This window comes from Streptomyces sp. CA-250714 (genome assembly GCF_050936705.1).
Classification (GTDB): domain Bacteria; phylum Actinomycetota; class Actinomycetes; order Streptomycetales; family Streptomycetaceae; genus Streptomyces.
Genome location: NZ_JBNJMI010000001.1, coordinates 966,426 through 985,650, shown reverse-complemented (window position 1 = coordinate 985,650; position 19,225 = coordinate 966,426). Strand labels below are relative to the sequence as shown.

17 protein-coding genes are annotated in these 19,225 nt (G+C 69.5%); 3 read left to right on the top strand and 14 right to left on the bottom strand.

Features of this window, described 5'->3' with window-relative positions; translation table 11 throughout:
* The first annotated feature begins 55 nt into the window (after positions 1–55).
* The 3 genes from ACQEU8_RS04495 to ACQEU8_RS04485 all read left to right on the top strand — a co-directional run bounded on the left by ACQEU8_RS04495 (position 56) and on the right by ACQEU8_RS04485 (position 3,343).
* Positions 56–1,321: a pyridoxal-dependent decarboxylase gene (locus ACQEU8_RS04495; RefSeq protein ID WP_433097021.1), complete on the top strand. Its 1,266-nt coding sequence runs from the start codon at positions 56–58 to the stop codon at positions 1,319–1,321.
* A 76-nt stretch (positions 1,322–1,397) separates the two neighbouring features.
* Complete coding sequence (locus tag ACQEU8_RS04490) at positions 1,398–1,880, top strand: GbsR/MarR family transcriptional regulator (protein WP_433097019.1); 483 nt, start codon at positions 1,398–1,400, stop codon at positions 1,878–1,880.
* A gap of 89 nt (positions 1,881–1,969) precedes the next feature.
* Positions 1,970–3,343, top strand: coding sequence for a serine hydrolase domain-containing protein (locus ACQEU8_RS04485; RefSeq protein ID WP_433097017.1), 1,374 nt, complete (start codon positions 1,970–1,972; stop codon positions 3,341–3,343).
* Positions 3,344–3,434: 91 nt separating this feature from the next.
* Here the strand turns inward: ACQEU8_RS04485 and ACQEU8_RS04480 are convergent, their stop codons facing one another.
* The 14 genes from ACQEU8_RS04480 to ACQEU8_RS04415 all read right to left on the bottom strand — a co-directional run bounded on the left by ACQEU8_RS04480 (position 3,435) and on the right by ACQEU8_RS04415 (position 19,186).
* Positions 3,435–4,355, bottom strand: coding sequence for a glycoside hydrolase family 16 protein (locus ACQEU8_RS04480; protein ID WP_433097015.1), 921 nt, complete (start codon positions 4,353–4,355; stop codon positions 3,435–3,437).
* Positions 4,356–4,590: 235 nt separating this feature from the next.
* Complete coding sequence (locus tag ACQEU8_RS04475; RefSeq protein WP_433102137.1) at positions 4,591–5,691, bottom strand: polyprenyl synthetase family protein; 1,101 nt, start codon at positions 5,689–5,691, stop codon at positions 4,591–4,593.
* A 34-nt stretch (positions 5,692–5,725) separates the two neighbouring features.
* Positions 5,726–6,820: a terpene synthase family protein gene (locus ACQEU8_RS04470; RefSeq protein ID WP_433097013.1), complete on the bottom strand. Its 1,095-nt coding sequence runs from the start codon at positions 6,818–6,820 to the stop codon at positions 5,726–5,728.
* 72 nt (positions 6,821–6,892) lie between these two features.
* Positions 6,893–8,320, bottom strand: a complete 1,428-nt coding sequence (locus tag ACQEU8_RS04465) for a cytochrome P450 (RefSeq protein ID WP_433097011.1) — start codon at positions 8,318–8,320, stop codon at positions 6,893–6,895.
* 346 nt (positions 8,321–8,666) lie between these two features.
* The gene (locus ACQEU8_RS04460) at positions 8,667–9,608 is read right to left on the bottom strand and encodes an LLM class flavin-dependent oxidoreductase (RefSeq protein WP_433097009.1); all 942 of its coding nucleotides are present in this window, start codon (positions 9,606–9,608) and stop codon (positions 8,667–8,669) included.
* Between the two features lie 206 nt (positions 9,609–9,814).
* Complete coding sequence (locus tag ACQEU8_RS04455) at positions 9,815–10,909, bottom strand: NAD(P)/FAD-dependent oxidoreductase (protein WP_433097007.1); 1,095 nt, start codon at positions 10,907–10,909, stop codon at positions 9,815–9,817.
* A gap of 102 nt (positions 10,910–11,011) precedes the next feature.
* Positions 11,012–11,470, bottom strand: coding sequence for a MarR family winged helix-turn-helix transcriptional regulator (locus ACQEU8_RS04450; protein ID WP_433102135.1), 459 nt, complete (start codon positions 11,468–11,470; stop codon positions 11,012–11,014).
* A 244-nt stretch (positions 11,471–11,714) separates the two neighbouring features.
* Positions 11,715–12,128: a hypothetical protein gene (locus ACQEU8_RS04445; RefSeq protein ID WP_433097005.1), complete on the bottom strand. Its 414-nt coding sequence runs from the start codon at positions 12,126–12,128 to the stop codon at positions 11,715–11,717.
* A gap of 261 nt (positions 12,129–12,389) precedes the next feature.
* Positions 12,390–13,085 (bottom strand): DUF4232 domain-containing protein, encoded by a 696-nt coding sequence (locus ACQEU8_RS04440; RefSeq protein ID WP_433097003.1) that lies wholly within the window; start codon positions 13,083–13,085, stop codon positions 12,390–12,392.
* A 275-nt stretch (positions 13,086–13,360) separates the two neighbouring features.
* On the bottom strand, positions 13,361–15,028 hold the full coding sequence (locus ACQEU8_RS04435; RefSeq protein ID WP_433097001.1) for a VWA domain-containing protein: 1,668 nt from the start codon (positions 15,026–15,028) through the stop codon (positions 13,361–13,363).
* A 21-nt stretch (positions 15,029–15,049) separates the two neighbouring features.
* Positions 15,050–16,249 (bottom strand): AAA family ATPase, encoded by a 1,200-nt coding sequence (locus tag ACQEU8_RS04430; protein WP_433096999.1) that lies wholly within the window; start codon positions 16,247–16,249, stop codon positions 15,050–15,052.
* A 243-nt stretch (positions 16,250–16,492) separates the two neighbouring features.
* Entirely contained in the window at positions 16,493–17,389 is an 897-nt protein-coding gene (locus tag ACQEU8_RS04425) for a squalene/phytoene synthase family protein (RefSeq protein WP_433096997.1), read from the bottom strand.
* The gene (gene uppS, locus ACQEU8_RS04420) at positions 17,386–18,297 is read right to left on the bottom strand and encodes a polyprenyl diphosphate synthase (protein WP_433096995.1); all 912 of its coding nucleotides are present in this window, start codon (positions 18,295–18,297) and stop codon (positions 17,386–17,388) included. Before uppS ends, ACQEU8_RS04425 begins: the two co-directional genes overlap by 4 nt.
* Positions 18,298–18,460: 163 nt before the next feature.
* Positions 18,461–19,186, bottom strand: coding sequence for a GntR family transcriptional regulator (locus ACQEU8_RS04415; protein WP_433096993.1), 726 nt, complete (start codon positions 19,184–19,186; stop codon positions 18,461–18,463).
* Between the last annotated feature and the right edge of the window lie 39 nt (positions 19,187–19,225).

The window sequence follows — 19,225 nt, the reverse complement described above, 5'->3', positions numbered from 1 at the left end:
CACCCATGTCCGGCCCTGCATGCCACGATCCGGCGCTGACGCGAGGAACCCGAAGTTGAGCGTACTGTCGCACCCGAACCTGAGTATCGGCGAGAAGCCCTGTCCCGCCGAGGAGACCGCGTCGGCGCTGCGGGAGGTTTCCCGACGGCTGTCGCAAGCCCGGGAACACTTCCTGGGGTTCCCCGGCAACATGGCCTTCGACGACTCCGACAGCGGGCATCTGCTCGCCGCCCTCGCCAACAACGTCGGCGACCCCGACAGTGACGACGCCTCAGGGGTGCACACGAAGGACTTCGAGCGCGAGGTCATCACCTGGTTCACCGAGCTGGCGCAGGGCGACCCGGACACGACGTACGGGTATGTGACCAACGGCGGCAGCGAAGGCGTCACCTTCGGGCTGTACGTGGGACGCCAGCAGCTCCAGCACGCGCCCCTCTACGCCTCCTCGCAGGCGCACTACAGCGTGCGCAAAGCGGCCGAACTGCTGCGGATGCGCCTGGTCACCGTGCCCTGCCGACCGGACGGCACCATGGACGCGGAGGCGCTGGCCGCGCTGTGCCGGGCCCAGCGCAGCGAGGACACCGCGGCCGGACGCCCGCCCCGGGGCGCGGTGGTGCTCGCCACGGCCGGGACGACCATGGGCGGAGCCTTCGACGACGTCCCGGCGCTCCGGGAAGCAGCCGGCGCCGCGGGTCCCTGCTATGTGCACAGCGACGCGGCGCTGGGCGGCATCGTGGCGGCTTTCAGTTCTCCGCCGCCTGCCTGGAACTTCCGGGACGGCGCGGACAGCGTCTCGGTCAGCGGTCACAAGTTCCTCGGCGCTCCGGTGCCGTGCGGCATCGTGCTGGCCCGGCGGAGCCTGCTGCCGAGCTCTCCGGTCGGTGAGTATGTGGGCGCCCGCGACCACACGCTGGCCTGCTCCCGCAGTGGGCTGGCCGCTGTGCTGCTTTGGAAGCGGCTGCGCCAGTTGGGCACCTCCGGGCTGCGCGACCTGGTGCACCGCTGCCAGGACACCGCCGAGTACGCGATGGCGTCGCTGACCGCCGTGGGGGCGCGCCCGCAGCGGCAGCCGCACGCGCTTGCCGTCACGTTCGACCGGCCACCGGAGGAGGTGCGCCGACGCTGGCGTCTCTCGGTGGAGGGACAGCGGGCGCAGTTGATCGCCATGCCGCACGTGACGCGCCGCGTGGTCGACGAGTTGTGCGCGGATTGGGCGCCGGCGGGTGAGCGGCTGCCCTTACCGTCCTGCCGGGTGGTCGCGGCACGGAACGAGCGTGCGCACCGGCCCGGAACCGCCGCGGCGCAGCACGGGGCGGGTTGAGCGGCGCGGGTACGCTATGGATGACTGAGATGACGCAAATTTGCGTCATCTCAGTCATCCACGTAATCTCCTGGTCATGGCTGATGACTGGGAGCTCGGATTCGCCGACGAGGCCGGCCGCCACTTCGCGCGGCAGTACGGTCTGCCGCCGATGACCGGGCGAGTGATCGGGTGGCTGTTGCTGTGCGAGCCCCCGCAGCAGACCATCGCCGAGATCAGCACCGCCCTGCGGGCCAGCCGCACCGCGGTGACGAGCGCGATCGGTGAGCTCGAAGCCTGGTCATGGATCCAGCGGACGCGCGCCGCGGGTGAGCGAGTCGACCGCGTGCGCCTCGACCCCGAGGTCTGGCAACAACTGCTCGACAACCAGGCCGAGTACACGGCTCTCGACGCGCTGGCGCGCCGAGGGCTGGAAGTGATGAGCGGTGAGTCCGCCGAGCGGCGGGCCCGCCTGGAGGAGATGGCCGAGTTCGCCAAGTTCCTCGCCGAGAAGATGCCCGCCCTCACGGGCGAATGGCAATCCCGCGTCAACGCCCTGCGCGCCGCCCGGAAATCCTGACGCGCTCCACACTCTGACAACCCACGGTCGCCTGCCGCCGGTTCCGTGCCGGGTGGCTGCCCCGTCCTGCCCGGAAACCTGGAGAGATCATGAACTTCGACCATGCTCATTGGCAGGCCCGCCTCGACACCCTGTGCGCCGCCCACCACGTTCCGGGCGCCACGCTGGCCGTCCTGACCGGCGGACAGATCCATGAACTCGCCAGCGGCGTCCTGCACCGGGGCACCGGCGTCGAGGTCACCACCGACTCCGTCTTCCTGTCCGGCTCGCTCGCCAAGGTCTACACGGCCACCGCTGTGATGCGGCTCGTCGACAACGGCGCGCTCGACCTCGACGCGCCGGTGGCCGAGGTGCTGCCGGAATTCGCCACGCCGGACCCGGCGGCGACCAAGGCCATCACCATACGACAGCTCCTCAGCCACACCGGCGGGCTCACCTGCGACTTCACCTACGACTCCGGTCGGGGCGACGACTGCCTCGCCCGCTACGTCGAAGCAGCGGGCGACGTGGCCCTCGACTGCCCGCCCGGCACTGGGCTGTCCTACAGCAGCGTCGGCTACGCGGTGCTGGGCCGGGTGATCGAGGTCGTGACCGGTACCACATGGGACAAGGCGTTGCGGGACCTGCTGTTCACCCCGCTCGGCCTGGAGCACTCGGTGACCCTGCCGGAGGAGGCGTTGCGTTTCCGGACGGCCATGAGCCACCTGGGCGAGCCGGGCCAGGAACCCGAACCCGCGCACGCATGGGACCTGATGCCCCGCTCCGCCGGACCTTACGGACGCGTCATCATCTCCGCGGGCGACGTCGCACGCTTCGCGAAAATGCACCTGGACGGCGGCCTCGCGCCCGACGGCACACGCGTGCTGTCCGCAGACGCCGTCGCCGCCATGCAGCGCCGCGTCGTCGACAGCCCCGACAAATGGACCGTCTCCGCCGACGGCTGGGGCCTCGGCTGGACCCTCTACGACTGGGACGGCACCCCCGGATTCGGGCACGACGGCAGCGCCGTCGCCCAGCACTCGTTCCTGCGGGTCGTGCCGCACGCCGGGGTGGCCGTCGTACTGCTGACCAACGGCGGTGGAGTCAACGGCCTCTACCACGACCTGCTCAGTGAACTGCTCAGCGAACTGGCCGCGGTGCGCATGCCCGAGCCGTTCGCTCCGCCGGCGAACCCGCCCGCTGTGGACATCAGCCCCATGGTCGGCACCTACCGGCGGGAAGGCGTGATCACGACGATCAGCCGCGACGACGACGGCAGCGCACGGATCCGCTATGAATTCGTCGACGGCATGAAGGACTTCTCGCCGCCGCTGGAGGCCGACCTGATTCCCGTGTCCGACACCGTGTTCGCCGCCTGCGGCAGCTCCTTCGGCCCCGAAGCGGTCCCGGTCGTCTTCTCCCACCTGGCCGACGGCACACCCTGCGTCTACATCGGAATGCGCGCCACCCCCAAGACGGCCTGAGTCAACTGGGGGGCGCGCGACCGCCGGGTGCCCGCACTTGGGCCGGAGTGCGGGCACCCGGGAGGGGGTGCGGGCGCCTGGGCGGTGCGGGTCAGCCGTTGGTGGTGACCCGCACGTAGTCGACGGTCATCTGCTGCGGGAAGCTCGTGGAGCCGTCCGGGTCGCCGGGCCAGTAGCCGCCCACGGCGAGGTTGAGGGTCAGGAAGAACGGCTTGTCGAACACCCACGGGTTGCCGCCGACGTCGGCGGGCGTACGCGTCTGGTAGACGTGCCCGTCCACCGACCAACTGATGGAGCCGGGGGACCAGTCGATGGCAAAGGTGTGGAAGTCGTCGGCGAAGTCCGCGCCGTCGGGCAGGGTGTATCCGGCGCCGATGCCGCCCGATCCGGAGTAGCCCGGACCGTGCAGGGTGCCGTGCACCGTACCCGGCTCGAAACCGACGTTCTCCATCACGTCGATCTCCCCGCAGGCGGGCCAGCCGACGCTGCCGATGTCGTCACCGAGCATCCAGAACGCCGGCCACATCCCCTGGCCGCGCGGCACTTTGATACGCGCCTCCACGTGGCCGTGGGTCTGCGTGAACTTGCCCGCGGTGTTCAGCCGCGCCGAGGTGTACTCACACCTGCCGTACCAGCACTGGTAGTTGCCGGGGTTCTCCTTGCGCACTGTGATGACAAGGTTGCCCTTGCCGTCGAGCGCGGCGTTGTCGGTGCCCGGGGTGTAGTACTGCCGCTCATGATTGTTGACGTTGTCGCCGGTTTCGGTCTGCCACTTGCCGCTGTCGACCGGAGCGCCGGCGGGTCCGTCGAAGTCGTCGGAGAAGACGACCGCTTGTGTGCCGGTGCCGGTGCGGCCGGTGTCCTTGCCGTCGGCCGCCGACGCGGCGGTGGGCAGCAGCGTCGCGGCAACGCAGCACAACAGGGAAACACCGCACACAGCGGTGCGGCTTCGCCAGGAGAGTCTCACGTCAGCCCGTCCTTTCGTGGGGGAGTGGACGGAGGGCTTGCGCATGACAAAACATCAACGGAGTGCACGCGGTGCGGGCGGCAGGCTCCGGACTTTCTTGAAGACTTGTTGTAAGCGCACCGCATCGAGCCGTCAAGGCTTTGGTCCAGACCGCAGTGCGTTCAAGAACCAACGGAAGCACGCGCGCCGTAAGGGGCGCGGGGAACGGCGCGACAAGCCACGGAGAGGGCCCGGCAAAGTCCGCCGGACACCACCTGGATGAATGAGTGGTCAGCGGCGATCAGAGGGCTCGGAGTACGGCTTTGTCGGCGAGTTGGGTGAGGACCTGGGTGGCGGCGGGCGGGAAGGGGGCGGTCTCAAGGGCTGACAGGGCCTGGCGGTGTCTGGCGTTGATCATGTCCTCGACGCCGGCGCGGGCTCCGGTGGTGGTGAGGATGGCGCGGATCTCCCCGGCCGTCTCCTCGGTGAGACCGGGCCGGCCGACCAGGGCGCGCAGGCGGTCGGCCTGCGCAGGGGTGGCGCGTGCGAAGGCGAGGGAGAGCAGGACGGTGTTCTTGCCGTCGCGCAGGTCGTCCAGGCAGGGCTTGCCGGTCCTGCCCGGACCGGCGAAGACGCCGAGGAGGTCATCCCGCAGTTGGAATGCCTCACCAAGGGGAATGCCGTAGGCGGTACACGCCTCCAGTACGGACTGCGGGGGATCGGCGAGCAGGGCTCCGAGGTGCAGGGGGCGTTCGACGGTGTAGGAGGCCGTCTTCTTCCGGGCCACGGACAGGGCCGTATCGATGTCCGGAGCGGAGCCGCCGGTGGTGAGCAGGTCCAGATACTGCCCGGTCATGACCTCGGTGCGCATGGTGTCCAGGCACTCCAGGACGGCGCCGCGCCGGGGTTCGGGCAGGTCGGTGGTGTGCAGGAGTTCGTCGGACCAGGTCAAGGCGAGGTCGCCGAGGAGGATTGCGGCATTGGTGCCGAACCGTTCGGCCACGTCGCCGCCGCGGGTGCTGGGCGAGCGTCCGGCCAGGGTGCGGTGGACGGTGGGGCGTCCGCGGCGGACGTCGGAGGCGTCCATGACATCGTCGTGGATGAGAGCGAAGGCATGGAAGAGCTCCAGGGAGGCGGCCAGGCGCGTGACCGGGGTGGGGTCTCCTTCCCCGGTGGCGGCGTGCCAGCCGGTCATGCACAGCAATGGGCGCAAGCGTTTGCCTCCGCGGAGGAACTCGCCGAGCAGCTCGACCAGTTCCTTCCTAGGGGCGGTGGCGGCGGTGCGCGCTTTGTGGGCCAGAAAGCCGTTCAGCAGGGTCTCGACGCGGCTGCGGGTCTCGGCGAGGAAGGCGTCGGCCGCGGTTGCGGGGGTCATGTGGCTCATATGACCCACGTGGCTCATATGGCTCATGAGGCCTCCTTGGCTTCGCGGTGCTTCACTGGTGGAGGGGGTCCCACCACCAGGTGATGGAGGGGATCGGCGGTGGGGAAGTGTCGGCGGGTGGGGCCTGCGTCAAGGAGCCGGTGGTGACGACGGCACCGGGTGAACGGCCGTCGGGATTGCGGTAGCGGTCGGCGTTCAGGCCCCATTCGAGGTTTCCGGGCAGCAGGTGGTCGAGGTGGTCCAGATAGGCGCGCAGGGGGCCGCTTGCGCGTGGGGCGGCCCGTTCGCGGAGCTCGATGTAGCGGTGGGTCAGCCGGTTGCACAACTCCGTTGCAACCTGCAGTGCTTCGCGCTGGGAGCAGCTGCGCTCCCGGCGCAGGATCTCCACAAGGCCGAGTCCCGATGGCGGGGTGCCTTCGGCGCGGGCCACCCACAGTTCCTTGCCGTAGGAGAAGAGGTCGTCGTCGAACGCGGCGGTGGTGAAGGCGAGTTCGGTCAGGGCCCGCACGAGAGGGGAGGACAGCTCCCGGTCGGGTATCTCTTCCCCGTCGATGATCTCCGACCAGACCAGCGTGGCGGCGCCCGCCGCGGTGTGCTGGCGTAGGTGGGCGTAGTCGTTGAGCGCCGGTGTGGTCTGTGCGGCGCGGTGGCCGAACTCCCACAGCATGGCGAGGAACCAGGCTCGGTGTGTTTCGGCGCAGCGCCGTATCTGGGTGGGGGTGGCCCACTGGTGCGCTCGGAGCGCCAATTCCCGCGTCGGCGGCGTCAAAATGTCCTCGGGCCTGCCCACCCGCGCGTCGGGAGCCTCCAGAACCCGTACGAGCCTGGTGGCCAGGTCCGCGAACCGGCCCGCGCGATCGGCGGCGGGTCCTTCGTCGTGCACATCGTCGACGTGGAACATCAAAGTGCACCAGTCCACCGCCAGTTGCAGCCGGTCGGCCGGGGCCCGGGGCATGATCCGCCCGTAGAAGCCGGGACAGTCGTTGCCGCGCATACGGGTCTGTTGCCGGGGTGTCAGCCCTGGCGCGAACTGGTTGATCCAGTCGGCTGTACGCCGCGCCAGAACGGCCTCATCAGGGTGCCGGGCGGTGGGCAGCGGGCAGTAGCGGGGCGGGAGTTCGATCACCAGCGTGTCGGCGGTTCGCATGCGGTGCCTCGCGGTGGGGTGCTGGGGGCGTTGCCATGGGGTGCCTGGCCTTGACGTGGGATGCCGTGGCGGTCATGACTGCCCGTCCTCCGCTGTACGCGCGTCCCGGGCGGAGATCTCCATCAGCAGACGGCGGGGACGCAGCGCGGTGGACAGGGCTACCGGGCGGACGTCGCTGCCGGGAGCGCGTCGCAGCCGCCACCGGCCGACGATGGTGGCGAGCAACAGCGTGCTCTCGGTGCGGCCGAAGGCGTCACCGGCGCACTTGCGGGCTCCGCCGCCGAAGGCGGCGAAGGCCCCTTTGGGCAGGGCACGGGCGCGCTCGGGCAGCCACCGGTCCGGGTCGAAGGCATCGGGGCGGTCATACAGCCCCGCGCGCCGGTGCACCGCCGGGGCGCAGAACGCCACGGTGGTGCCGGGTGGCAGCTGGTGCCCGCCCAGTTCCGTCCGCTCGGTGGTCACACGCGTGAACAGCCAGCCCGGCGGATACAGGCGCAGCGCCTCCGTGATCACCTGCCCTGTGTACGGCAGATCGGGCACCTCCCCGCCGTTCGCGGGCCTGCCGCCGAGCACCGTGTCGACCTCCCGGTGGAGCCGGGTCAGCACTTCGGGGCTGCGGTCGAGCAGGTACAGCGCCCAGGACACGGCTGCGGCGACGCTGTCGGAACCGGCGGCCAGCATGGTCAGCACCTGGTCATGGATCTCGGTGTCGCCCAGGCTGCCGCCGCCGGACGCGGCCTCGTCGGACGCGGCCTCGTCGGACGCGGCCTCGTCGGGCGCGGCCTCGTCGGGTGCTGTCTCGTCGCGTGCGGCGATGAGAGCGGAGAGCAGATCTCCGCGGTCCGTGCCGCCACGCCGGTACTCGGCGACCAGGTCCTCGATGCCGCGCCGTAGGTCGGCCACGGCGCGGTCGAACCTGCGGTTGACCGGCAGCGGCAGCCGCTGCAGCGTTCGCGGCAGGAACATCCGGGCGGTGAGCTGGTTGAGCACCGTCTCCACCGACTCCCGGAACCCGGCCACCGCCTCGGCGTCGAACTGTGTGGCGAACAGGCTGCGCAGCACCGTACGCAGGGCGGTGCCGTACAAGGCCCGGTAGACGTCGACGACCTGCCCGTCCTCCCAGTCGTCCGTCAGCGCGGCAGCCTCCTGCTCCATCACCGTCGCGTACCGCTCCAGTCGCTCGGGGTGGAAGGAGGGCTGGATGAGCCGACGCTGTCTGCGGTGCTGGTGGTACGGGCAGCTGCCGACCCCGTTGCCGATCGTGCTGCGCACCCGGTCGAAGAACGGACCTCCCTTGTCGAACGTACGGTCGTCCGTCAACACCTGCCACAGCAGGTCGGGATGGCAGGGAACATAGGCTCGCACCGGACCCAGGCGAACCTCCACCAGATCACCATGGCCGGACAATGACCCCGCGAACCGCATGGGGCGGCGCATCAACGGCCACGCATGGCCGATCAACGGGAGTGCCCCCGGAGTTACCGCTGTCGTGTAGCTCATCGGACCTCCAACCGCGCTCCGCAAGCCCGCCCGACGCGGCGCCACGCCCGCAGGAGCCGTTGTCCTCCTCGCGTCCGCGTACCCGGCGCGCCGTGACGCAGTCCCTGGGCATCGCCGGGTGGCGCGATGGGTGGTTGTGCCGCGTACCACCGTGCGGCCCTCCCGTATTTCCACCTGTCTCACTGGCAAGAGGAAGACGGCAACCCGCAGAGGGCGCGGATGCGTTGAACACGTTGAAAGCAGAGCTGGCGGCCATGCCCAGAGGAGGGAGAAGGGCGCCGGTTGGCCTGAGTGTGACTTCCGACCTGGGCGCCCTTCTGGCGGCACTGTATGTGTTCATCGACTACTATGCGGCTCCTCGTCGCCGGATCGGGCGACTGCTCTCCCTCGCGACCGCTTCCCGTACGGCTGGAACGATTTCGCCGGCCCAGCGGCGGAGGGAGACGGCATCCTGCATTCCGCCCTCTGCAGAGAACAGCGTGAAGCCCGAGGCGCCGTGTTCCAGGACGGCGCCGGTCAATTCCTCGACCCACTGGTCGACGGAGCCGCCGATCCAGCGCCCGTCAGCAGCACGCGTGGCTGGCAGCGGTCGGTCGGTGATGCGTCCGGTGAAGTTGAAGACCGTGCGGATCTCGCGCGGGTCGCGGCCCACGGCCGCTGCCGCCTCGTCGATGACAGGGCGCGATGTCCGGTAGCGCTCGCTGAGCCAATCCGCCGCATGGCCCGGGATCCAGCCGTCGGCCACCCGGCCGGTGGCAGCCAAGGATTTCGGGCCGACCGAACCGGCCCACACCGGGGGTGCGGCCACCGGAGACGGCTCGATCTCGTCCACCTGGTAGTGGCGCCCCGAGTAGGTGACCGGCGGACCGCCGCCCGACAGCGATTTGACCAGGACGATCGCCTCCTCGAAGGCGTCCACGGCCTCGCCCGGTGAGAGCCGTGGCACCCCCATGGCGGCGATCCGGTTCCACAGCCCTCCCGCCCCCATACCGAGCACGATGCGGCCGCCCGAGAGCGCCGAGAGCGTCGTCACCGTCCGGGCCAGCATGGGAGCAGGCCGGGTCGGCAGGTTGGTGACGTTGGCGAAGCCCGAGATGTGCTCCGTGCGTCCGAGGAGGAAGCCGAGGGAGGCGTAGGCATCCAGGCGTTCGCCGATGTAGGGATGGTCGGAGAGGGAGAAGTGGTCGAGCCCGTCGCGATCGGCCTGCTGCACCGTACGCAGCAACTCCGGCCCGTCGTCGATGGTGCTGTGCGCGCCGAAACCGAAGACGACTTTTTGAACAGACAATGCTCTGCCTTTCATTCGATGGGTTACGTCGCCGGTCGTTCCGCGACGGGGGGGGGGTCCGCGGCTGCACCGTCGTGCCATGGGGATGTCGGCGACTGCCCCGGACGCGAGCGCCTACGTTGCTCGCGTTCAGCGTCCGGGTCGGATCACCGGCGTACGCCCCGGGCGCGGGCTCGGTCCCGTTCGGCGCGGCTGGCGGGAGCGGTTCAGGCGGTGGGGCCGAACTGTTCGATGAAGCGGCTGGTGAACAGATCCGCGCCCTTGTACTCGGAGACCATCGCGGCGGGTGCGACGGAGGGGCCCTCGTCGGAGGGCAGCTGTCCGACGCCGCCGTTCACGCCGAGCGGGAGCAGGATCGCGGGGAAGGGCGAGGGCTCGTAAGTGGCCGTGGGCTGCTCGCCGTTCAGCTGGGCGGTGATGTTCTCGACGACGACCTCCGCGTGCTGCATCGCGTTGGCGGCCATCTTGGCCTCCGCGACATCGGTGATGTCACCGACCGCGTAGACGTGGTCGTACCCCTTGACGTTGAGGAGCGCGGTCACGGGAACCTGGCCCTGTGGCGTACGGGGCGTGAGCTTGCCGTCGGCCAGGTAGTCGCTGTTGGTGCTCGTCCCGTAGGCACGGAACCAGATGTCGGCCGTGATCCGGTCCCCGCCGGTGGTGGCGACGGTGAACGCGCCGGCCCGGCCGGCCTCGGTGCTCGGCGCCGCAGCCAGGCCGGTGTTGAGGCGCACCTCAATGCCCCGGGCGTCGAGCTGGCCGCGCAGGTCCTCGACCATCTCCGGCTGGAATCCGGGAAGCAGCTCCTCGGCCGGGTCGACGATGGTCACGTGCTTGTCCGGCCAGAACTCCTTGATCTCCCCGGCCAGTTCCAGGCCGACGGGACCGGCGCCGAGAATCAGCACCCTGTCGGCCTGGAGCAGTTCCTTGTGCGTACGGCGGAGGTCGTCCAGCGCCTCACCGACCGAGTCGGAGTCGGGCTTGGCCGGGTAGGCGTAGCTGGAGCCGGTGGCCAGGACCAGGTGGTCCGCCGCGACGCGCTCGCCCGAGGCGAGGGTGACACCGCCCGGGTCCACGGAGACAGCGCGGTCGCGGATCACCGTGCCCTGCGTGAGCAGCGTCTCGAAGGGGAAGAACATGTTGCCCGCCCAGTCGGGCCGGGTCAGCGCCCGCAGCGATGCGGCCGCGTTGACGAATGCCTCCCGAGGATCGATGAGGACGACATCGGCCTCGGACTCCAGAGCTTTGGCAACTGCGGCGCCCCCGTAGCCGCCACCGATGACCACGACTGTACGGCTCATGATTTCACGCTCCACAGACAGACGAAGAAGTAAGTTCGTACTGCGAACCATATTAGTTCGTAGTACGAACCACAAATCCCTGCGGAGGGCGTGGTGCCGACTTCAGCACTTGCGGGCGGCAGGGGCTCCCTCGTCCGACTTCAAGAAGACGACCGGAACCTCGTTGTCCAGCACGACGCGGCCCAGCAGGCTGGTGAGCGTGTTGCGCTCGTCATGGCTGAGGTTCGCCGGCAACTCCTCCATCCGCCTGCAGGTCACGGCGTAGAACTCGCCTGCCAGCCTGCTGCCGTGCGCGGTGAGCGAGACCCGCGCCGCACGCGTGTCCTGCGGATCCGGCTCACGCCGCACCAGGCCGTTGCGCTCGGTGCGGTCCACCAGACCGGTGAGGCTCGACTTGGCCAGCCTCAGCGTCGCCCCCAACTCGCTCATGCCGTACGACCGTGCCATCAGCACACACAGCAACTGCCCCTGCTGCGAGGTCAGTCCATGCTCCCGCGCGGATTCGGCGTACACCACATTCACCAAGTACGAGCACCGCACCAGCGCGTCCGCAACCCCCATCTGTCCATCATCATGCTTATCCACTCGGCCAGGGTAACACCGGACTCTTTTATAATTCGCAGGACGAACTATGAGTCCCCGGAGTACGGAGCTGACCGCGCGATCGCCCTCGGCGTTCACCGGCCGGGCGGCGGGGTAGAGGGCGAAGGCCCCGAAGGACAGCATCTGCTGCTGTCCTTCGGGGCCTGGCTCAGCGGCGTGCCCTGTGACCTGTGCTAGGTCACACCGCCGGGGAGGCGATGGCTCACGGGGTGAGGGGGTGCCTGTCCGGGTACGAGCAGTTGATGTACCCGATGTCGTTGCTGTAGTTCCTCGCGCAGACCTTGAAAGTCACGTAGCCGCTCTGGTTCAGCCCCGTGACGGTGCACGATTTGGTGCCGTTGTTCGCACCGTTCCGGTCCGCGCACTCGCCCTTCGTGCCCCGGTCGGACTCCCAGCGGATCACGACGCTCAGCCCGTCCTTCTTCTTGTCCTGGGCGCCGGCCAGGTCGGGGTAGTTCTGGCGGTTGGGCCAGTTCTCGAAGAAGCCGCTGCCCTCACCATTGGTCGTCGATCCCCAGGCGGCGACGGCGTTGGCCGGGCTCGCCGTCAAGGCGACAGCGGCGACAGCGCCGAGAGCCGTGCCGACGACGGTCCCTGCACGTCTTGCACGTGTCATCTGTATTTCCTTGTTCTCTCACTGAATGGTGTCCCCCTGGCCCATCCCGTGAAGAACCTGTCGGCCAGGTGAGGGAATCATGGCATCGGCATATTTCGGAAACCAGCCCCGAACCTTCACTTGTTGATTACAAAACCACAACTGCCCCGCGTGCAGCAGCACTTGCCAGCCCTGCTTCCTCAAGTGCAGGGGGGGCGCCCCGAACGGGCGCGGCGCGCGTCGGGCGCAGGAGCACCCCTATACCGGAACTACGGACACTGCCTAGCCGGCGCCGACAGGGCTCACCGTGATCGAGGAGTCGGGGCTGTCGGAGACGGGCAGGTTGATGCTGGCGGGCACGGTCTTCGAGGTGGTCTCGTTGGGCGGTGTGACCACGAGACCGGTGACGTCCACGCCGCTGCCGCCGGAGTCGTTCGGCGGGTAGTTGAGGGTGAAGTGGGTTGCCTCGCCGGGTTCGATGCTGACCGCCGGAGCCGCGGCGTTGTTGCGGGCGGCGTTGAGGGAGCCGCCGCCCTCGGTCTGGAGGTCGACTCCGGGGAAACCTTTGAGGGTGCAAGCGGCAGACCCGGTGTTCCTGAAGTTCACCAGGAGGCTGCCCTCGCCCATGCCGTTCGCGGTGCTCAGCGCGAGATCAGAGGTTCTGCACGAGGCGGACGTGGGTGTCCCGGGCCCGGAGCCTCCCGTCGCCGACCCGGAGGAGCTCGTGCCGTCGTTCCCCGACGAGTCGGGCGGCCCCTCGCGGTCCTCCTTGTCGCCGTTACGGGACTTCGACGGCGACGAAGGGGAGGCGCTCTTCTTCCCCGACTTGTCCTTGGAGGAGTCACCGGGCACGGGTGCTGCTTCTCCGGCCACCTTCTTGGGCGCGGACGTACCCGCCCCCTCCTTGCCGCATCCAGTCAGCAGGACCGCTGCCAGCCCCACCGCAACGACCGCTGCGAGGCGCGTGCTTCTGTCCATGCGCGCTCGGACACACCCGGTCCGTATGGACCTTTCGGTCGCCCCCACCGCGTCCTGCTGCTGTTCCCTCACTGCCGCCACTTCCTGATCATCCCATCGTGAATGTACGCCCCGTGCGGGGAGCCGGGCCCCGCCCCCTGGCTCGACTTTCCCGTGCCGTACGCGGTTCGATGACCGGCCCGGAGGAAAAGTTCACCATGGTTTCCACATGACGGGCCATCAACAACCTCACCCAGCCCTCTATGCCGACCTTCTCGGGGCAGCCGACGGCGGGGTCAGATCACGCGGAAGAGGTCGGCGGCGGCGTGCACGTCGCCGAGGTCCTCGACGGAGCGAAGGTTGTCGCACAGGGCGTCCAGGACAGAGCCGGCTTCGGCGGCTGGCGGGGCGCCGATGGCCACGCCGAAGACGCGGAAGCCCAGCAGGCGTTTGGCGTCCTTCCAGCCGCGCATCCATTCCTCTGTGACATCGCATTCGTCGTCGGTGAGCAGCACGACGTCGCCGCGCGTACGGGCAGCGCCGTTGAACTCCTCCTCCAGCAGTTCACCGGCCGCTGTCAGCGGCGTCTGGTAGCTGGTGCCGCCGCCGAGGAACGTCTCCGCGAAGTCGAGGACCTGGGCGATGTCGGCGGGCCGGTCGGCCGGGAAGCGGAAGACCTGGATCTTGTCGGCGGCGGAGAACAGGATGCCGACGAAGTCACGCTTGGCGTGGCGGGCCTGATCCAGCAGCGCCAGGGCGCACGCCTTTGCCCACGCCTCCCTGGTGACTCCGCCGGGACCGGCCTCGTACATGGAGTGCGAGGTGTCCACGCACGCGATGATGGCGCCCTGGCCGGTGCTCTGCTCTCCCTGGCTGTCGTAGAGCATCAGCTCCCCGGCGGCGTAGCGCGTGGCGAACACCGCACGCAGCTCGGGCAGGCCGAGGCCCGCCAGCTCGGAGGGGATGACGCGGGAGAGGTCGTCGCCGAGCGTGACGCCGACCAGCTCCCCGGTGGCGTTCTCCACCTTGCGGGCACGCTCGCCGCCGGCCATCTGCCGGAACCGGCCGATCAGTTCGGCCCAATGTGCGAGACGGCTGGTGCGGAGCCGCTCGGCGAGCTGGGCGCGTCGGTCGTACGACAACCGCTCCAGTTGGCCGGAATCGACCCCCCATGCCCGCATCAACGCGGCCTCCTCCCGCACGGCCTCGGCGGCCTTCGCCGAGGCATTCCGCGCGGCAGCACGGATGCCGGGAGCCGCAGCCGCGAGGGCCTGGGCGGCCAGCTGAGCAGCGGTCTCGGCAGCCTCGATCGCCTGTTGTACGGCGTCGGCCGCCGGGCCCGGCATGGTGCCGGCCCCGGCTGACCAGTCCGCCCCGTCGGCGGTCTGCCGCAGCGCCTCGCCCACGGCGGTCGCCCCGCTGTCCCAAGCCCCGGGCTCATCCCCCAGCCTTCGGCCGGGAGGTGCCCCCAGGGGTACCCCCATGGCGTCCTGCTGGGTCTTCTTCGCGTGCTCGGCCCGTTCCTGGGCCTCCCGGGAGCGCTCCAGCATCCGACGCAGCTCGGCGGCCTGGGCGAGCACGCTCATGGCGGCGGCGTAGGGGTCGCCGACCGTCTCCCGGCGCAGCTCGACGAACTCCACCGACGCCGTCAGAGAGGTGATGACCTGGTGGTTGACCAGTCGGCAGGGGTCCATCTCCGCGCGCTCGCGCAACCGCGGGCCGATCTTGTAGGCGGCCAGGAACGCATCGGTCAGGAGATCGGTGGCGTAGTCGTAGCGCTCGTTCAGCTCCTCGGCCAGCTCACGTAGCCCGGCCGACTGCGCATAGGTGTCGCGCCATGCGATCTGGTCGAACCGGTCCGCGACCACGACCGCGGTGTGCTGCTCGGCAGCCGCGGCGGACAGGCCCGGCCACTTCTCCGCCCGGCTCGCCGGCTCGTTGAGGTTGTCCGGTTCCTCGCCCATGGTCCTGATCCCCCCCGGACTTCACAGCTGGGCCTGCACCATGCTCGCGTCCACGCCGAGGGCCTCGGTGAGAACGCGGGCGCGGACGGCGCGCTGGCGGCCGAGGACCCGGTCGATGGTCGCGGTCGACCGGCCGGCGCCCGCCGCCTCCTCGCGCAGCTTCTCCAGCCGCTTCCCCGCCATGGCGAGCTTGTTGTGGGCCTTCTTGATGACCCACTCACTCAGCGCCTCGCGGGACTGCCCGGCCATGGCGTCGAGCTGGGCTTCCAACTCCTCGATGGTGTCGGCCAGGTCGAGTGTCTCCTTGGCGTCCGGGTTGACCAGCTGCAGCACCTCGCGCTCGACGGTCGGACGCTCGGTGGGGGAGTCCCACAGCACATGAGTCAGCACCGACAGGTCGTTCTCGGCCACCGCCGGGCGGCCGTCGAGGTACGCGGACGCCTGGAGCAGGCCCACCGCCTGCCGCCAGCGGCGGTCGGAGGCGATGAGTTCCTTGCGGCGCAGGGCGGCCCGCAACGTACACACCGCGTCCACGATCACGTCGGGGACATCCACCGCCGGGACGGCTTCGGTCACGGCGTGCTGTAACGCGGCCAGTTCGATGGTGGTCCGCATCGGTGTCTCCGGGCGGCCGACGGCGGAGCGGACCAGCGCGGCGAAGTTCGAGGGGTCTGCCAGGTACCCGACCTCGATCCGCACCAGCAGCCGGTCGTAGATCGCGGCCGAATCCTCGCCGCTGGGCAGCTCGTTGCTCGCCGTGATGGCACCGATCAAGGGGCAGCGGATCGGCTCGCCGCCACTCTCGGGGTGGTAGATCCGCTCGTTGAGGTAACCCAACGTCTCGTTCAGTGCCGCCGTCGAGCACTTGAAGATCTCGTCGATGAACGCGATATGCGCTGTCGTGGCACGGCCGTCGTAGATCTGGCGGTACTCACCACGCGCCAGCGCGGCGACGTCGATGGGGCCGAACATCCTGGTCGGCGCGGTGAACTTCGACAGGAGGATCTCCCAGTAGGACGCCCCCTCGACCCGGCCGGTGAGCTCCCTGGCCATCTCGGACTTCGCCGTACCCGGAGGGCCGAGCACCAACGAGTGCTGACCGGCCAGCAGCGTCACCACCAGCGTCCGCACCACGTCGGCCCGCTCGTAGAAACGGTCCGAAAGCTCATTGCTGATCGCCCGCAGCCGCTTGGCCGTGTCCTGCGCATCCTGTGCGCCCATACTCAACTCCCCGCCTGCGACGCCCCGTTCCACTGACCGGACGGCCTTTCCCCCGAAGCTACGACGAAGAGGCAAGCAGCTGAGGGCGATCGCGATGACGCTGGGCTGGTCTCAGGAACGTCCTTTGCCCGAACAAGATAGCCCGGAGCCGGGGAAGACCCTCAGGGCCCTTCGATGTGCGCACATCCGGGCTTCAGCAAGGGGCGGCTCCGGCGCTGACGGGGGCGGGTCAGGTGAGGCGGGTCAGGTGAGGCGGAGGCGGTGCTGGAGGGTGCGGAGGGAACCATCGATCAGCTGGGTGGGCGAGAGCCGGAAGTGCCAGAGAGGGCTGGAGCGGAGCAGCGCGGCGCCCTGGTGTTCGAGGCCGTTCATGGCCTGGGAGAGGAGCAGCAGAACGGGACGGTAGAGGAACTGGACTGCTGGGTCGGCGTCGTCCAGGGCGGCCTGGGCGGCGTGGAAGGCGGCGCGGGCCTTGCCGCAAACATGGGCGAGGAGGGCTCGGACGGCGGGGGTGTCACGGCTGGCTTCCAGGTCGTCGGCCAGGTCGGCGAGGTCGTCCCAGCGCTGCGCGGCGTCGAAGGCCAGTCTCGACGCGGTCTCGTTACTGGGGTGCGGCGGGGCCCGGCATGCGCCGAGCAGAATGCGGGCGGTCGGCATGTTGCTGCGGTCGACGTTGTCGTGGTGGTCCTGCTCGGTGGCGTAGCCCGTCAGCCCCAGGCGCTGGGCTTGTCCCGCGAGGTAGTCGTGGACGTCGGCAGGGTTGATGGGCTGCGTGTGCGCGGTGTGCAGAAAGGCCCGCAGGTAGGGTCGTTCGGCGCGGCCGGTTGCCAGCCCCTGCCGTACCTCGTCGGCCCAGGCGTCGAACAGCGTCGGGTCGTACTGGTGCGCCAGCACATCCGCCAGGCAGTCGGCGTGGACGATGACGGCGCCCACGGCGAACAAGTGGGGCTGCCAGGCGGGCGGGCTCAGTAGGTGCCCGGGGGGATAGAGGCCCGGGTACCGGCGGGCTGCCAGGCGTGCTGCGGCGGTGTAGTCGCGGCGCAGCCGGCCCCGGGGAATTCCGGCCAGGTGCAGGGTGCGCTGCCAGGGCACGGCCTGGGTCAGAATCTCACGCAGCAGTGTCAGGCCGGACCCGGTCATGAGGGCTGGTTCGAACGCCCGGCCCTCGCCGAATCGGTGGTGAGCTGGTGCACGGTGAAGCGGGCTGTCTCCCGCAGCCCGTCCCACAGGGTGGTGCCGAGATGGGAGGCGATCGCCGTGGGCAGGCCGAGCAACGTGGCAGGGCCGGGCGGGAGAGCGGGGCTCTTGACCGGCACCGAGGCGGCTGCGGCGGCTGCGTCCGTCGGGTCGAGGGCGCCGAAGCGGCGCCGGCGCTGTTGGTACAGCTCCAGGGCATGCCGGAAGTGTGAGTCGCGGAAGTCGGGCCACAGTACGTCGAGGAAGACGAGTTCGGCGTAGGCACAGTGCCACAGCAGGAAGTTCGACAGCCGGTGCTCGCCCCCGGTACGCAGGAGCATGTCGACGTCGGGCAGTTCGGGCATCTGCATGTGCTGGGCAAAGGTCTCCGTGGTGATGTCCTCGGCCGGGACTTCCTCGGTGACCAGGGAGCGTGCGGCGTCACACAGGTCTTGGCGGCCTCCGTAGTTGAACGCCAGGCTCAGCTGCAAGGTGCTGTTGTCGCGGGTGAGTTCCTCTGTCTCGCGCAGCTTGTCCATCACCTGCGCGGGGATGCGAGGGTCCTCACTGCCCAGAACGCGCAGCCGCACCCCGCGCCTGTGCATGTACTGGGTTTCCCGGCCGATGAGATGCTGCGTGAGGAAGCGCACCAGGAAGCTGACCTCTTCCTCGGGGCGCGACCAGTTCTCTGTGGAGAAGGCGAAGAGCGTCAGCCATTCGACCTTCTCCTTCAACGCGCCGTCCAGGATCGCTTCGACGGCAGCTCGGGCGGCCATATGGCCGTGGGTGCGCTCCAGTCCGCGGTGTTGGGCCCAGCGGCCGTTGCCGTCCATGATGCAAGCGATATGCCTGGGAGGAGTCCCGGGTGCCATCCGCCCTCCAGCGAACACATAGAGCAACATTTCAGCTTCGGAGGGTAAATGCCCGATGTGAGCGGTCGTATCCCTTTGCTGCGGCACTCCGACGAGGGAATTCGGGCAGGCTGTCCTGTGGCAGGCCGAGGAGGAGGCGTTCGTCGGGCGGTACTCGGAGGTGTCACGTTCCGTCTTCGGTCCGGCCGTCTTCGGCTGGGCCGCCGTCTTCGGTCCGGCCCGCCCAGATGCCGCGGCTGTGGGTCAGGTGCTTGCGTACGAGTTCTTCCGTCAGTTCGGCGTTGCCTGCGGCGACGGCGTCCACGATGGCGATGTGCTCCTCGCAGGACTGGGTCAGCTCTCCCTGGTCCGCCAGCTTCTGGAGGCCCTCCATACGGGCCTGGTCGCGCAGCTGGCCGACCATGTCCACGAGACGGCGGTTGCCGAGCAGTTCCAGCAGTCCGATGTGGAACTGCCGGTCCAGGTCCAGGAAGGAGACGAGGTCTCCCTCGCGCGCGGCGTCGGTGATCTGCTCGGCGAACTGCCGGAACCGCGTCACGGGCGCCCGCTCCGCAAGCCCGGCAAGCTGGACCATGGCCGGGACCTCCAGCATGGTGCGCAGGCAGAAGATCTCTTCGAGGTCGTGATCGGTGAGCACCGGAACCCTGAAGCCCCGGTTGCGGATGATCTCCACCATGCCGAGATTGGCGAGATCCATGACTGCCTCGCGGACCGGTGTGACGGAAACTCCCAGCTCTGAGGCGATGTTGATGACGCTCTCCACCCGCCCGGGCTCGATCTGCCCCAGCACGATCCGGGTGCGCAGCGCCTCCCGCGCCTGCTGACGGAGGCTGACCGCCTTCAGCTGCGGGCTGCGGGTGGAGGCTGCCGGCGAGTGAGGAGTTGTCACGCCTTATGCATAACACGTGACGCCAGGGCGGCTGCTCGC